The 13,701-nt window shown below is 60.8% G+C and carries 15 protein-coding genes; 11 read left to right on the top strand and 4 right to left on the bottom strand.

Translation table 11 applies throughout. From position 1 onward, the window contains the following. Positions 1 to 37 precede the first annotated feature (37 nt). Entirely contained in the window at positions 38 to 1,552 is a 1,515-nt protein-coding gene (locus E4P32_RS13870) for a PLP-dependent aminotransferase family protein (RefSeq protein ID WP_116435217.1), read from the bottom strand. 187 nt (positions 1,553 to 1,739) lie between these two features. On the opposite strand from E4P32_RS13870, the gene E4P32_RS13865 reads away from it, so the two are divergent. The 7 genes from E4P32_RS13865 to E4P32_RS13835 all read left to right on the top strand — a co-directional run bounded on the left by E4P32_RS13865 (position 1,740) and on the right by E4P32_RS13835 (position 6,927). Next, a complete protein-coding gene (locus tag E4P32_RS13865) occupies positions 1,740 to 2,786 on the top strand; it encodes a threonine dehydratase (RefSeq protein ID WP_233526688.1) in 1,047 nt (348 codons plus the stop codon). Beyond that, the gene (locus tag E4P32_RS13860; protein WP_116435218.1) at positions 2,783 to 3,139 is read left to right on the top strand and encodes a DUF2917 domain-containing protein; all 357 of its coding nucleotides are present in this window, start codon (positions 2,783 to 2,785) and stop codon (positions 3,137 to 3,139) included. Before E4P32_RS13865 ends, E4P32_RS13860 begins: the two co-directional genes overlap by 4 nt. Then, positions 3,139 to 3,729 (top strand): LysE family translocator, encoded by a 591-nt coding sequence (locus E4P32_RS13855; protein WP_199525655.1) that lies wholly within the window; start codon positions 3,139 to 3,141, stop codon positions 3,727 to 3,729. Before E4P32_RS13860 ends, E4P32_RS13855 begins: the two co-directional genes overlap by 1 nt. Before the next feature lie 39 nt (positions 3,730 to 3,768). Further along, positions 3,769 to 4,671: a DMT family transporter gene (locus E4P32_RS13850; RefSeq protein ID WP_116435220.1), complete on the top strand. Its 903-nt coding sequence runs from the start codon at positions 3,769 to 3,771 to the stop codon at positions 4,669 to 4,671. Positions 4,672 to 4,830: 159 nt separating this feature from the next. Then, the gene (locus E4P32_RS13845) at positions 4,831 to 5,289 is read left to right on the top strand and encodes a RidA family protein (RefSeq protein ID WP_053201751.1); all 459 of its coding nucleotides are present in this window, start codon (positions 4,831 to 4,833) and stop codon (positions 5,287 to 5,289) included. A gap of 115 nt (positions 5,290 to 5,404) precedes the next feature. Then, complete coding sequence (locus tag E4P32_RS13840) at positions 5,405 to 6,598, top strand: PLP-dependent aminotransferase family protein (RefSeq protein ID WP_116435221.1); 1,194 nt, start codon at positions 5,405 to 5,407, stop codon at positions 6,596 to 6,598. Beyond that, positions 6,598 to 6,927 (top strand): DHCW motif cupin fold protein, encoded by a 330-nt coding sequence (locus E4P32_RS13835; protein WP_116435222.1) that lies wholly within the window; start codon positions 6,598 to 6,600, stop codon positions 6,925 to 6,927. Before E4P32_RS13840 ends, E4P32_RS13835 begins: the two co-directional genes overlap by 1 nt. Positions 6,928 to 7,009: 82 nt before the next feature. Here the strand turns inward: E4P32_RS13835 and E4P32_RS13830 are convergent, their stop codons facing one another. After that, positions 7,010 to 8,101 (bottom strand): MBL fold metallo-hydrolase, encoded by a 1,092-nt coding sequence (locus tag E4P32_RS13830; protein WP_116435223.1) that lies wholly within the window; start codon positions 8,099 to 8,101, stop codon positions 7,010 to 7,012. Between the two features lie 121 nt (positions 8,102 to 8,222). Next, a complete protein-coding gene (locus tag E4P32_RS13825; protein ID WP_116435224.1) occupies positions 8,223 to 8,606 on the bottom strand; it encodes a tautomerase family protein in 384 nt (127 codons plus the stop codon). A gap of 138 nt (positions 8,607 to 8,744) precedes the next feature. On the opposite strand from E4P32_RS13825, the gene E4P32_RS13820 reads away from it, so the two are divergent. Both E4P32_RS13820 and E4P32_RS13815 read left to right on the top strand, forming a co-directional pair. Then, positions 8,745 to 9,617 (top strand): LysR family transcriptional regulator, encoded by an 873-nt coding sequence (locus E4P32_RS13820; protein ID WP_245192557.1) that lies wholly within the window; start codon positions 8,745 to 8,747, stop codon positions 9,615 to 9,617. A gap of 225 nt (positions 9,618 to 9,842) precedes the next feature. Then, positions 9,843 to 10,295, top strand: a complete 453-nt coding sequence (locus E4P32_RS13815; protein ID WP_116435226.1) for an Hsp20 family protein — start codon at positions 9,843 to 9,845, stop codon at positions 10,293 to 10,295. Positions 10,296 to 10,513: 218 nt separating this feature from the next. Here the strand turns inward: E4P32_RS13815 and E4P32_RS13810 are convergent, their stop codons facing one another. Continuing rightward, on the bottom strand, positions 10,514 to 11,725 hold the full coding sequence (locus E4P32_RS13810) for a LysR substrate-binding domain-containing protein (RefSeq protein ID WP_116435227.1): 1,212 nt from the start codon (positions 11,723 to 11,725) through the stop codon (positions 10,514 to 10,516). Between the two features lie 159 nt (positions 11,726 to 11,884). Here E4P32_RS13810 and E4P32_RS13805 point away from each other — a divergent pair, with 159 nt between their 5' ends. After that, the gene (locus E4P32_RS13805) at positions 11,885 to 12,751 is read left to right on the top strand and encodes an amidohydrolase family protein (RefSeq protein ID WP_116435228.1); all 867 of its coding nucleotides are present in this window, start codon (positions 11,885 to 11,887) and stop codon (positions 12,749 to 12,751) included. Further along, complete coding sequence (locus E4P32_RS13800) at positions 12,748 to 13,665, top strand: hypothetical protein (protein ID WP_116435229.1); 918 nt, start codon at positions 12,748 to 12,750, stop codon at positions 13,663 to 13,665. Before E4P32_RS13805 ends, E4P32_RS13800 begins: the two co-directional genes overlap by 4 nt. The last annotated feature ends 36 nt before the right edge of the window (positions 13,666 to 13,701 follow it).

Genomic DNA, 13,701 nt, shown 5'->3' with positions numbered 1-13,701 from the left:
CTATTCCGCTACCTGAATTGATCAGGTAGCGGAAGTTTCAACGTCCCAGTTCTTCGTCAAGAAAACGCCAGATCGCCGGATCCGTCATGCTGGCGACGTTGATGCGCATCTTGGTCGACGGCAGCTGGTTCGGTGAGAACAGGCTGCCTGGCGCCAGCAGGAATCCCTGCGCCATGGCCTTCTCGGTCAATACACTGGTATCGCGGCCGGCATCGGCCCACACGAACATGCCGTTCGAGGTCGCCGTGCCGGTGCCCAGTCCGACTCTTTCCAATTGCCGCACCACCTTGTCGCGCACGCCGTTGAGGCGATTGCGCAGCCGTTCGGTGTGTTTGCGGTAATGGCCTTCCGAGAGAATCTTGTAGACCACGCGCTCGCCGATTTCGGTAGTGGTCAGGGTCGACAGCATCTTGCGATCGGCCAGGTGGCGCGCCAGGTCCGGCGAGGTGGCGATGAAGCCCACGCGCAGGTTGGCCGACAAGGTCTTGGAAAATCCCCCCAGATAAATCACCCGGTGCAATTGGTCCAGCGCCGCGATGCGCGTGGCCGCCTGACCGCCTGCGCCGGCACCGGTATTACCCGCATGCATGTCGCAATAGATGTCGTCCTCGACGATGGTGAAGTCGTGTTCTTCGGCGATGCGCAGGATCTGAAACGCCTTGGCCGCCGACAGCGACGTCGAGGTCGGGTTGTGCAGCACCGAGTTGATCACGTACAGGCGCGGCTTGTGCAGCGCCGCCAGTTCCGCCAGCTTGGCGATGTCGGGGCCGTCGGCCAGACGCGGGATGCCGACCACCTTGGCGCCCATCGCGGCAAACGAACCGAACATCAGGAACCAGGCCGGATCGTCGACGAAGATCACATCGCCGGGACGCAGGAAATGACGCGCCACGATGTCCAGTCCCTGCGTCACGCCGGAGGTCATCAGGATCTGTTCGGGTGCGGCGGAAATCTCCAGTTCGGCCAGCTTCAGCTGCAACTGCTGGCGCAGCGGCAGGAAGCCTTGCGGCGTGCCGTAGCTGAGCAGCAGCGACTGGTTTTGCCGACCCACCGCGCGCAGGCCGTTGGCAATCAGGTCGCCGTCCAGCCAATCGGGCGGCAGCAGTCCGCCGCCGGGCATTTTTTGCGCCGGCATCTGGCGGAACATGTTGCGCACCAGCCAGACCACATCGAGCTGTTGTGGCTGCGATGCAGCATCGCTGCCGGGACTGTGGCCTGCAGTCGACACAACTGTACCGGTCATTGACGGATTGGCAACAGGTGAGCGCTCACGCACGAAAAAGCCGGAGCCGCGCCGCGATTCCAGAAAGCCCTGGGCCACCAGGCGATCGTAGGCTTCAACAACGGTGAAGCGCGACACGCTGTGCAGGTCGGCGAACTGGCGTATGGACGGCATGCGCGCACCGGTGCGCAACAGTTTGTCGTCGACGCGCGACTGCACCGTGCGCACGATCTGATCGACCAGCGAATCGCCGCTTTCGCGCGACAGCAGCGGCAGGGTGGTCGGTACGGCCGCCGGCGGGAGCGTTTTGATACGGGCTGTATTGGTCATTTTACCGTGACAATGTAAGCAGTTATTTGGTTAAGTGTACTGGTACTGTACTGGCGATGTCGATTAGGATAGACCCATGTCAAGAGCGGCGTCAATCATGAAAATCGACCGGACCCCGATTCTTGTTCAATTGACCAGAAGCAGATTCAAAACAGATTCAAACCAGATTCACAACAAGGAGACCTTCATGACCCATTTATTGCCAACGCATGCCGACATCGAGCAAGCCGCCAAGGCCGTGTACGCCGCCATGCCGGCGACGCCGCAATATGCGTGGCCGCTGCTGAGCGAAGCGCTCGGCGCCGAGGCCTGGGTCAAGCATGAAAACCATACGCCGACCGGCGCTTTCAAAATTCGCGGCGGCCTGGTGTATCTGCAGAATCTGGCGCAGCGTCCGCGCCAGCAGCAGGTGCGCGGCGTGATTTCCGCCACGCGCGGCAATCACGGCCAGTCGGTCGGTTTCGCCGCACGCCGTTACGGCATCCCGGCCACCATCGTGGTCCCGCAAGGCAACAGCCGTGAAAAGAACGCCGCCATGCGTGCTTTGGGCGTTGAGCTGGTGGAGTTCGGACAGGAGTTCCAGGAAAGCCGCGAGCACGCCGCCATGCTGGCGCAGCAAGATCAACTGCACATGATTCCGTCCTTTCACCGCGATCTCGTCAGCGGTGTGGCGACGTACTGGATGGAGCTGCTGCGCGCGCAACCCGACCTCGACGTGTTGTTCGTGCCGATCGGCCAGGGCTCGGGCGTGTGCGCTGCGGCCGCGGCGCGGCGCGCGCTCAATGTGCGCACCCGCATCATCGGCGTGGTGTCGGCGCATGCGCTGGCTTACAAGCTGTCGTTCGACGGTCGCAGCAAGATCGAGTCGCCGGTAACTACCGTGATTGCCGACGGCATGGCCTGTCGCGTGCCGGATGAAGCCTCGCTGGAAGTGATCCTGAATGAAGTCGATGAAGTGATCGCCGTCAGCGACGATGAAGTCGCCGCGGCGATGAAGCTGTATTTCACTGCCACCCACAACATCGCCGAAGGCGCGGGCGCCGCAGCGCTGGCGGCAGCGATGCAGATCCGCCATCGTTTGCAGGGACAACGCATCGGCCTGACGCTGTCAGGCGGCAACGTCGACCACGACATGTTCGCGCAGATTCTGTCGCGCCCCGATCAGGATGCGCAATCGGTCGACCTCAACTCCGACCTTAATTCCAACCTCAACCAACAGAGGAGGGTGGCATGACTGCACTGACACGCGAACATCATCATCTGCACCTGGGCGCCGGTGCGCTGGCCTCGGGCAAGTTCGAACGCAGCCGCCTACTGCTGGTGCGGCGCGGCTATGTCTGGGTCACCCAGGAAGGCCGCCCAGAAGATTTCTGGCTGCATGCCGGCGACGCGCTGATCGTGCACCCCGGTCGCACCATCGTGGTGGAGGCCGTCATCGCCAGCGAAATCTTCATGGAAAACCGTAGCAAGCCGGGCGCAGGCTTGTGGTTCAAGGTGCGTTGCTTTGCGGCGCGCGGCTTGTTGCAGCGTGGATTTGCCCGGTTTGCGCGGTTTTCGCACATGACTATCCGCCAGGGAGGACATTGATGGAAGCCTTGTTACCGCTGGCCTCGTTTGCCTTCGTGACGTCGATCACGCCGGGTCCGAACAACATCATGCTGACGTCGTCGGGCGTGTGGTTCGGTTTCCTGCGATCGATTCCGCATATGCTCGGCATCACCTTCGGTTTCATGGTGCTGCTGGCGATCTGCGCCGCCGGCATCGGCAGCCTGGTGATCGCCGTGCCGGCCATCCACGTGCTGCTGAAGATCGCCGGTTCCGGTTATCTGCTGTACCTTGCATGGAAACTGCGCAGCATGCGCTTCAGCCAGGAAGACAGCGCGCATGTGCGGCCGATGTCGTTCATGGGGGCGGCGCTGTTCCAGTTCGCCAATCCCAAGGCCTGGGTCATGGCCATCACGGGCGCAGCCGCGTTCCTGCCGCTGGTGCAGCCGGTGTGGCTGGCCATCGCCATCTATTGCCTGGTGTTCGGCGTCATCAACTTGCCGTGTGTCGGCGTGTGGGCCGGCGCCGGTGCGATGCTGCGGCGCTACCTGACGCAACCGCTGTGGCGCACCGTGTTCAGCACGGTGATGGTGTTGCTGACCATTTATTCCGCCGTGGCGATCTGGCTGTAATTTAAAAATAAATATAAAAACAAATATAAAAGGAAACTGATGAACAACGAATCAAAAGGGATGTGGCTGGGTTTTGTCGGTGTGGCGATATTCAGCCTGACGTTGCCGTTTACCCGCGTCGCCGTGGCTGAACTGAATCCGGCTTTCGTCGCATTCGGCCGCGCGGTGGTGGCGGCGGTGTGCGCGATTGTCATGCTGTGGCATCTGAAGGCGAAGCTCCCGACCCGGCTGCAAGTGCGCGGTTTACTGATCACCGCGCTGGGCGTGGTGATCGGATTTCCCTTGTTCTCCTCGATCGCCATGCACTACGTACCCGCCTCGCACGGTGCGATCGTGGTGGGCTTGTTGCCGCTGGCAACGGCCTTGTTCGGCGCGCTGCGTTTCGGCGAGCGTCCCTCGACCGGATTCTGGATTGCGGCGCTGATCGGCAGTTTTATCGTGATCGCTTTTGCGTTGCGCCAGGGCGGCGGCAGTTTCCACACCGCCGACTTCGCGTTGTTCGCGGCGGTGGTGGCGGCGGCGATGGGCTATGCCGAAGGCGGTCGCCTGTCGCAGAGCATGGGTGGCCAGGAGGTGATCTGCTGGGCGCTGGTGCTGTCGATGCCGGTGTTGCTGCCGGTCACGATCTGGCTCGGCATGCACTACGGCGTGCAGGCTTCTCCGCAGGCGTGGATGTCGTTTGCCTACGTGTCGTTTTTCTCGATGTTCATCGGATTTTTCTTCTGGTACAAGGGGCTGGCGCTGGGCGGCATTGCGCGAGTCGGCCAGGTGCAACTGCTGCAGCCGTTCATGACGCTGGTAGGCGCAGCGGTGATCGTCGGCGAAACCCTGGATGCGAGTCACTTGTTGTTCGCTACCGCGGTTATTGCCGTTGTGGCAATTGGGCGGCGCATGGCGATCAGGCGCGCACCCGTCATGGAGCCTCAGTTGAATCGGCGCTAATTCAATCGGGGCAACGCTTTTCACGATGTTCTCCGTCACAACTCTGCGATATTTGCGATAATGGCGGACTACATTTTGTTTTCATTTCGAAACGTGCTGCCTTGCCGGGCGTCAATACATTGACGACGGCGAGCCGGCCACAGCAAACAGGAGCACCGCATGTCCGTCTACGAAAAACTCAAAGCCCTGAATATCGAATTGCCAGCCGTGGCCGCACCGGCCGCCGCCTACGTCATGTATGCGCAAACCGGCAATACCGTATTCCTGTCCGGCCACCTGGCCAAGAAGGACGGCAAGGTATGGGTTGGTCAGCTCGGCAAGGACACGACGACGGAACAGGGCAAGCTGGCAGCCCGCGCGGTGGCGATTGATTTGCTGGCGACATTGCAAGCGGCTTGCGGCGGCGACCTCACACGGGTCAAGCGCATCGTCAAGCTGATGAGCCTGGTCAACTCGACCGGCGATTTCACGGAACAACATCTGGTGACCAACGGCGCCTCTGAACTGATCGGCGAATTGTTCGGCGAGCAGGGCAAGCATGCGCGTTCGGCTTTCGGCGTGGCGCAGATCCCGATGGGCGCTTGCGTCGAGATCGAACTGATCGCCGAGATCGCCTAAGTCAACCAACCAAACCACTTTGTTGCCGAACCGGCGGATGATCGGTCCCGGCTGTATCCAATACGTGTAACCGATTCTACGACTCTATTACACGACCCTATTTTTGGCAGGCATCATGAAAATCGAAAACCCCAATCCGCTTCAGTGGAATTTCTCCAAACGCTCGCAGCAGCTGCAAAGCTCGGCCATCCGCGAAATCCTGAAGATCACCATGCGTCCGGAAATCACCTCGTTCGCAGGCGGCCTGCCGTCGCCGGCGACCTTCCCGGTCGAGCGCATGAAAGCAGCATTCGACACCGTCCTGACGAACCAGGGCAAGATCGCGCTGCAATACGGTCCGACCGACGGCTACGGCCCGCTGCGTGAATGGGTGGCCGATTCGCTGTCCACCGACGGCGCCCGCATCCTGCCGGAACAAGTGCTGATGGTGTCCGGCTCGCAACAAGGCCTGGACCTGCTGGGCAAAGTGCTGATCGACGAAGGCAGCAACGTGATGGTGGAAACGCCAAGCTATCTGGGCGCGCTGCAGGCGTTCTCGATCTACGGTCCGAACTTCATTTCTGTGCCGAGCGATGAGCAGGGCCTGATCCCCGAGGCCGTCGAACAACTGGGCAAGGGTGCACGCCTGCTGTACTCATTGCCGAACTTCCAGAACCCGACCGGCCGCACGCTGCCGCTGGAGCGCCGCTTCGCGCTGGTGGAAGCTTGCGCACGCCTGGGCCTGCCGCTGATCGAAGATGATCCGTACGGCGCGCTGAGCTATCGCAACGATCCGCTGCCGAAGATGATCAACATGAATCCGGCCGGCGTGATCTACATGGGTTCGTTCTCGAAAGTGCTGACGCCGGGCATCCGCCTCGGCTACGTGGTTGCGCCGACACCGCTGATCCTGAAGATGGAACAGGCCAAGCAAGCGGCCGACCTGCACACTGCGCAACTGACCCAGATGGTGGTGTACGAAGCGGTCAAGGACGGCTTCCTGCAAACGCATATCCCGACCATCCGCAAGCTGTACGCGGATCAATGCCAGGCCATGCTCGACGCGCTGCAGACTTACTTCCCGGCCGGCACCAGCTGGACCAAACCGGAAGGCGGCATGTTCATCTGGGTGACGCTGCCGGCGCACATCGACAGCGGCGCCTTGCTCAAGGAAGCGGTCGAACAGCACGTCGCCTTCGTGCCGGGCGCGCCGTTCTACGCCAACGAACCGCAACAGAACACGCTGCGTCTGAGCTTCGTCACCGTGCCTCCGGAAAAAATCCGCGCCGGCATCGAGCGCCTCGGCAAACTGATCGCCGCCAAGCTGTAATGGAAATCGGCAACCTGCCGTTCGGCACCACCGACTGGAGCACCGTCGAGCGTACCGAACACAAGGGCGACACTGGTATGGCCACCTGGCGCACGCGCCAGTTCGGTCCGATTCGCGTGCGCATGGTCGAGTACACGCCGGGTTACCTGGCCGACCACTGGTGCAAGAAGGGCCACGTGTTGCTGTGTCTGGAGGGGGAGTTGCATACCGAGCTGGAAGACGGTCGCACTTTCCTGCTCAAGGCCGGCATGAGCTATCAGGTGGCCGACAATGCGGAAGCGCATCGGTCGTCAACGTCGACGGGTGCGAAGCTGTTTATTGTTGATTAGTACGTCAGCGGTAACGACAAGCTGGTTCAAAGAATCGCAGGGAAAGAAATTTCCCTGCGATTTTTTTTATGCGCAGATCAAATCAATCTAGTTTTATCGTCTCACCGTGTTTGAGCACGGTAAATTCCTGCGCCGGCAACCCGGCGTTCTTCACCGCCTCGGCAAGCAGTTGAGGCGGTTCGTCGAGCGGTTCGTCGGCCAGTTCAAAGGTCCCCCAATGAATCCCGATGGAGCGCTTCGCATGGACGTCCTTGTGGATCTGCACGGCCTGTTCCGGATCGACGTGCTGGCCGTGCATGAACCAGCGCGGCGCGTAGGCGCCGATGGGGATCAGCGCGAAGTCGAAGCTGCCGAACTTGCGGCCGATGTCCTGGAAGTCTTTTGAATAGCCGGTATCGCCGGCAAAGAACAGCGAGAACGGATGCGGCGCGCCCTCGGCCGTCTTGATCACCCAGCCGCCCCACAGCGTCTCGGAGCGGTCAGTCAGGCTGCGCGCCGACCAGTGCTGCGCCGGCACGAAGCTGATCTCGAGCTTGCCGGTGCTGGTCTTGTCCCACCAATCCATTTCGCGCACGTTGGTGATGCCGACGCCGGCCATCCATTCCTTCACGCCCAGCGGCACCAGGAACAGCGGCGGCCCGCCGGCCTGGCCATTGAGTTTTTCCACGCTGGCCTGGTCGAGGTGATCGTAATGGTTATGCGAGATCACCACCACGTCGATATGCGGCAATTGCTCCGGCGTGATGTTGAGCGGCACCTTGCGCTTGGGACCGATGAAGCTGAACGGCGAGGCGCGCTCGGAGAAGATCGGATCGGTGATCACGTTCATGCCGCTGATCTGCAAGAGCGCCGTCGCATGGCTGATCCAGGTCACGCTGGTGACGCTCTTGTTGGCTTGCAGCCAGGCGATCTCGGGCGTGGCCATGGGGAAGTTGTAATTGTTCGCGGGCGCTTTCGGCAAGCCTTGGGTGAGGCGTTCCCACTGCCATTTCAGCAGCGACGCGCGCGGTTCTTGCGGATAAGTATTGCGGAAGCCGGACGGTGTGCGATTGGGTTTTTCAGGGTCGTAATACTTGCTGGCGGCGGCGCAACCGGCGCTGACCAGCGCCAGCACGATGGCAATGCGGCGCAGGATGCTGCGGGAAGTCTTGGGCTTGCTGCTGGTTGTCGGCATGTGGGAAAGGATGGCAAGGCAAGTTGATCAGGCTTGCCATGCTATCAGCTATCAGTTATCCCGGGCCGGGGCAGACACATGGGTTGCAGTGCAGATTGCAACGCGGACTCAGGACGCAAGCCTACGATGCATACTGCGCAAGCCCGTGGCCGAACGACCAGTTCTCCTTGTTCACTTCGACCAGGCTGATGAAGATGTCTTCCGGCCGGATGCCGGGTTGCAGGTTCAGGCGCTCGACAATGCGCGCGTACAGCGCTTTCTTCTGATCGATGGTGCGCGTGTTGTTCGCGGTCAACTGGATAATCACGAACTTGTCGCTGCGGGCGATGTTCATGTAGGTCTTGCTGAAGACGAAGTTCTCCGGATCGTATTCATCAATCACCATGAACTTGTCGTCTTCCGGCACGTTGAAGGTTTCGATCATGGCCTCGTAGAGATTGTCGAGGATGGCCTGACGGTATTCGCGGGTCTCGCCGCGGCGGATGAAGACTCGGGCAAAAGGCATGGTGTTCTCCTTGAAAATGATGGTTGACGGTGGGTGATGCATGCATCTTAGATCAGGTGTATCATTTTTAGAATGCATCTATGTATATTTCAATGATATTCATTTGAAATGACTGATGCCCATCCATAAGCAATCTCAATGAGTCAAAAAATGGAACCGACCCAACGCCCGCTTGACCTCGACGCCGTCCAGGCCTTTGTTTTAGTTGCTGATATGCAAAGTTTTACGCGTGCGGCCGAGGCGCTGTACACCACGCAGTCCGCCATCAGCCTCAAGCTCAAACGGCTCGAGGATCGTCTTGGTCGCCGCCTGCTGGAACGCACGCCGCGGCAGGTGCGTTTGTCTGCCGACGGACTCGGTTTTCTCGACGCCGCACGCAATCTGCTGACGGCGCACGAGAGGGCGCTGGGGCGCATGGAGACGACGACGGTGCGCTTGAGCCTGGGCATCAGCGACCATATCGCCGGCGACGGTTTGCCGGCCATCCTGGCGCAGATCAATGCCTTCGATCCCGGGGTGGTGGTCGAAGTGCGCATCGGCGCCTCGCGCGATCTGCTCGCCATGTATGACCGCGGTGAGCTGGAAGCCGTCATCGTGCGCCGCGATGGCGAGCGCAGCGACGGCGAACTGATTCAGGAAGAACGCATGGGCTGGTTCGCCGCGCCGCAATGGCAGCCGCGCGCCGGTGAGCCGCTCCGGTTGGCGACGTTTTCTCCCAGCTGCGGCATTCGCGAACTGGCGGTGCGACGTCTGGAAGACGCCGGTATTCCATGGGTCGAAGTCTTTGTCGGCGGCGGCGTGCATGCCGTCGCGGCGGCGGTGACGGCAGGGTTGGCGGTGACCGCGTTGTTGTATCGCGTCAAGCCGGCCGGCGCGATCGACGTCGGCAAGAGCATGAAGCTGCCGTCATTGCCGCTGGCGCAGGTGATGCTGCATACCAGCGTGCGCGATGCGCGTGCGCAAGGCGTGTTGCGCACGGTTGTTGCCGCGATGAAAAATGACGGCCGTTGAACATCGGGGTTGAAAAAAAGGTATTAAAAATCAAGGCCAAAAAATCAATTTAAAAAAATAATCGAGACTATAAAAAAATCTCTTGAAAAGAAAAAGTCCGAACGTATATCGGTAACAAGGCAGCGGAGAACGGCAGTAAATAAGCAGCAAACTTCTCGCCGGCCCAGCGAATGCTCAATGGAGGTTCGCGCTCATTTATCGCTTTTTTCTTACAAGGATACTGTTATGCGTACTCACGATTTTTCCCCACTCTACCGTTCCGCAATCGGCTTCGATCGCCTGGCTCAACTGTTCGACAACGCGCAGCGCGCGGATTCGCAACCGAGCTACCCGCCTTACAACATCGAGCTGGTTGCCGAAGACAAATACCGGATTACCATGGCCGTGGCCGGTTTCAGCAATGCTGAAATCGACATCGAAGCCGAAAACGACACACTGAAAATCGTCGGTCGCAAACAGAAGGAAGACCAGGCCGTCAACTTCCTGCACCGCGGCATCGCGGCGCGTGATTTTGAACAGCGCTTCCAGCTCGCCAACCATATCAAGGTGGTCGGCGCGCAAATGGAAAACGGTCTGCTGAGCATCGAACTGGTGCGTGAAGTGCCCGAAGCGCTGAAGCCGCGCAAGATCGAAATCAACGGCGACAATGTGCATCGCCTGGAACGCAACGCCGCTTAATCTCTGAGTAGTTGCTGTTGTAGTAGAGGTACCTGTAGTTGAAGCTGTAGTTGCAGTCGAAAGTTGAAGTTGCAATTGATGTTGAAGACGGTTGTAGCTGTAAATGTACCTGTAGCTGTAGAAGTACCTGCTGTAGAAGCACCGCCGGCGGCAACATTGCCGGCGTCCGACAAAGCCCGCTCCGTGCGGGCTTTGTCGCGTCCGTGTACGGCGCCGGTTCAATGATCGATACGTGACTGTTCGCGCAGATGTTCAATGAAAGCCTGCTGCACGCGCGTCGCCAGCCAGTCGGCGCGGGTAGTGAAGCCGACCGTGCGCTCGGCCTGCGGCGGCGCGATGTTCAGCGCCACCACGTCGTTGCGGTAATTGCCGTACAGGATGTGCGAACGTGACAGCAGCGAGATGCAGTCGTTCTCTTCGAGCATGGCGATCATCATGGCCAGCGAGCTGGTTTCCACCACCACACGCGGCCGTTGCGGCAGCGTCTCCAGCATCATCTCCACTACCGTGCGGCGCGGCATGTCCTTTTGCGGCACCACCCAGCCGTAGGCGGTCAGGTCCTTGCGGGTGATGGTCTTCTTGCCGGCCAGGGCATGTCCTCGCCGCACCACCACTGCGTAGGGATCGGTGAACAATTCGGATTCCACCACGCTGCCCTCCAGTCGCGGTTCGCGCAACGCGCCGACGATGATGTCGAGCTCGCCGAAGCGCAGATCGTTCATCAGGCGCGAATGCGCACCCTCGCGGATCGTCACTGCGACGTCCGGATATTCTTCCTGCAAGCGGCCTATTGTGCGCGCCAGCAGACGCTGCGGCAGCAGGGGCAGCACGCCCACCGACACTTGTCCGCCGGCGACGCCGCGCGCGGACGCCAGGTCGACTGCGGCCTGGCTGATTTCATGCAGCGCAAGACTGAGCCGACGCGCGAACTCGGTGCCGGCGGCGTTGGCCGAGACGCTGTGTACGCGGCGCCGGTACAGCGTCACGCCCACTGTCTCCTCCAGTTCGCGCGCGGCGCGATGCACGGCCGGTTGTGAAATGCCGAGTTTGCGTGCGGCATCAACGGCGGAGCCAAGCTGGGCGATGGCGATGTGGCAGCGGATCTGCGCATCGGTCAGGTGGCGACAGACGGCGGCGGCATCGTGGCTGCGCGTCTTGGCGCCGCTCAGCACGGCGGCTACGGCGGCTTCGATCTGGTCCAGCATGCGGCGCACGCGCCGATGCAGCAGCGTGCCTTCCAGCGTCAGGTCGCTGCCGCCGTAGCCGCGCTCGAACAACACCGCGCCGAAACTTTCTTCCAGCTTCTTGATGGCCAGGCTGACGGCGGGTTGGGTCAGACCGACCGCTTCGGCGGCGTGGCCGATGCCGCCTTCACGGCATACCGCATCGAAGAAAAACAATCGCCGCAAGCGCACCGTATCGTCGGACATGTCACTTTCACCTTCTGCAAAGAGCTAAATTTTAATGATAAAGCTTAACTTAAATTTATGTCTTGTTGCCTGTTTAAAATTAGATAAGTGCGCTCGATTTCAATACACTTCGTTCACTTTCTCGATCTACCAACGTGAAACGCATATCGGAGCTTAACAATGTACGACATCGTCGATACTCACACCCACGCCATCTCACCGGACCATGACCGCTATCCGCTGGCGCCGGTTGGCGGCCGCCAGTCGGACTGGTCGGCGCATCGGCCGGCCGACTACGGCAGCCTGTTGGCGGCCATGGACGCCGCCGGCATCGCCCACGCGATGGTGGTGCAGGCGTCGACCGCGTACGGCAACGACAACAGCTATGTGGTTGACGCCGTCAAGGCGCATCCGGATCGTTTTTGTGGCGTGTTCTCCATCGACGTGCTGGCGCCGGATGCACTCGACAAATTCAAATTCTGGATCGCGCAGGGCATGAGCGGCCTGCGCCTGTTCCTGACCGGCACCACCATGCCCGGCCAGGCGTCGTGGCTCGATGACGAGCGTTCGTATCCGGTGTGGGAATATGCCCAGGCCAACAACATTTCGATCTGCCTGCAAATGACGGCGGCCGGTATTCCTGCACTGCAACGCATGCTCGGCCTGTTCCCGAGGATCCGCGTGCTGCTCGATCACCTGGCCCGTCCCGACCTGGCCGGCGGCGCGCCGTACACATCGGCGGACTCGCTGTTCGCACTGGCGGCCCACCCCGGCGTCTATCTGAAACTGACCAACCGCACCATCACCGAAGCCGGTCGCGGCGCCTCGACACCGCAGGATTTCTTCCCGCGTGTGGTGCAGGCGTTCGGCGCCAAACGCATCGCCTGGGGTTCCAATTTCCCGTCGGCGGAAGGTTCGCTGGAATCGCTGCTGGCCGAGGCCAAGGCCGGCTTGTCCATGCTGTCGGCGCAAGACCTGGCCTGGATCTTCGGCGACACCGCGCGCTCGATCTATCCGGAACTGACCAGAATGGGATCGGCAACATGAAGATCGACAACGGCGTATTGCACCTGACCACGGCAATCAAGAAATATCCGCACACCGCCAAATTGATGAGCGGCGAGATCACGGCGCCGGATGTGCGCCTGGACTGCCTCGACATCGAGCCCATCCATCGCGCGTTTGCGCCGATGGCACGCAGCCAGGCCTATGACGTCAGCGAAATGGCCATCGCCACTTACCTGCAGGCCAAGGCCTACGGCAAGCCGCTGGTGATCTTGCCGACCGTGCTGGCGGCGCGCCTGCAGCAGGGTTGCATCGTATACAACGCACGGCGTCGTCCGATGACGGTCGGCGACCTCGTCGGGGCAAAAGTGGGCGTGCGCGCCTACACCCAGACCACCGGCATGTGGGTGCGCGCGATCCTGGAAGGCACCTACGGTGTGCCCACCACGAAGATCGAGTGGATTACCTTCGAAGGCGGCCATTTGCTGGAATACCAGGATCCATCCTTCGTGACACGTGCACCGGCCGGCAACGAAATGCTGCAGATGCTGCTGGACGGCGAAATCGATGCCGCCATTTTCGGCAACGACCTGCCCAGCATCGACGGCATCGTTCCGCTGATTCCGGATCCCGCCGCGGCCGATAAAATCTGGTACGACAAGCACGGTTTCGTGCCGGTCAACCATGTCGCAGTGATGCATCGCGCCGTGGCCGAGGCGCATCCGGACAGTGTCAAGTCGGTGTATAAACTGTTCAGGCAGGGCAAGGCCGCCGCAGCCAATCCGGCTGACCCGACCGCGTTGTTGAAGCGCTTGCCGGATGGCATCGACGCGCTGCGCGGGCCGCTGGAAATGATCCTGGCCTGTTGTGAAGAACAGCAATTGCTGCCGCGCAAGCTGGGCGTCGACGAGATCTTCGCCGATTGCCTCGAGTTTCTCGGCGATGAAGCGTACTGAGCGCATTGAGCGAATTTTTTAAGAATGCAACCTGAA

The organism is Herbaspirillum sp. 3R11 (assembly GCF_004563925.1).
GTDB lineage: Bacteria > Pseudomonadota > Gammaproteobacteria > Burkholderiales > Burkholderiaceae_D > Herbaspirillum.
The sequence above is the reverse complement of the archived record's forward strand: the minus strand, read 5'-3'. Positions and strand labels throughout refer to the sequence as shown.

Excerpts from the sequence above, each read along its gene's own strand:
- E4P32_RS13865 (WP_233526688.1), top strand. The coding sequence starts at position 1,740 with ATGACCCATTTATTGCCAACGCATGCCGACATCGAGCAAGCCGCCAAG.
- E4P32_RS13800 (WP_116435229.1), top strand. The coding sequence starts at position 12,748 with ATGAAGATCGACAACGGCGTATTGCACCTGACCACGGCAATCAAGAAA.
- E4P32_RS13860 (WP_116435218.1), top strand. The coding sequence starts at position 2,783 with ATGACTGCACTGACACGCGAACATCATCATCTGCACCTGGGCGCCGGT.
- E4P32_RS13825 (WP_116435224.1), bottom strand. The coding sequence starts at position 8,606 with ATGCCTTTTGCCCGAGTCTTCATCCGCCGCGGCGAGACCCGCGAATAC.
- E4P32_RS13830 (WP_116435223.1), bottom strand. The coding sequence starts at position 8,101 with ATGCCGACAACCAGCAGCAAGCCCAAGACTTCCCGCAGCATCCTGCGC.
- E4P32_RS13815 (WP_116435226.1), top strand. The coding sequence starts at position 9,843 with ATGCGTACTCACGATTTTTCCCCACTCTACCGTTCCGCAATCGGCTTC.
- E4P32_RS13870 (WP_116435217.1), bottom strand. The coding sequence starts at position 1,552 with ATGACCAATACAGCCCGTATCAAAACGCTCCCGCCGGCGGCCGTACCG.
- E4P32_RS13850 (WP_116435220.1), top strand. The coding sequence starts at position 3,769 with ATGAACAACGAATCAAAAGGGATGTGGCTGGGTTTTGTCGGTGTGGCG.
- E4P32_RS13820 (WP_245192557.1), top strand. The coding sequence starts at position 8,745 with ATGAGTCAAAAAATGGAACCGACCCAACGCCCGCTTGACCTCGACGCC.
- E4P32_RS13845 (WP_053201751.1), top strand. The coding sequence starts at position 4,831 with ATGTCCGTCTACGAAAAACTCAAAGCCCTGAATATCGAATTGCCAGCC.
- E4P32_RS13835 (WP_116435222.1), top strand. The coding sequence starts at position 6,598 with ATGGAAATCGGCAACCTGCCGTTCGGCACCACCGACTGGAGCACCGTC.
- E4P32_RS13840 (WP_116435221.1), top strand. The coding sequence starts at position 5,405 with ATGAAAATCGAAAACCCCAATCCGCTTCAGTGGAATTTCTCCAAACGC.
- E4P32_RS13805 (WP_116435228.1), top strand. The coding sequence starts at position 11,885 with ATGTACGACATCGTCGATACTCACACCCACGCCATCTCACCGGACCAT.
- E4P32_RS13810 (WP_116435227.1), bottom strand. The coding sequence starts at position 11,725 with ATGTCCGACGATACGGTGCGCTTGCGGCGATTGTTTTTCTTCGATGCG.
- E4P32_RS13855 (WP_199525655.1), top strand. The coding sequence starts at position 3,139 with ATGGAAGCCTTGTTACCGCTGGCCTCGTTTGCCTTCGTGACGTCGATC.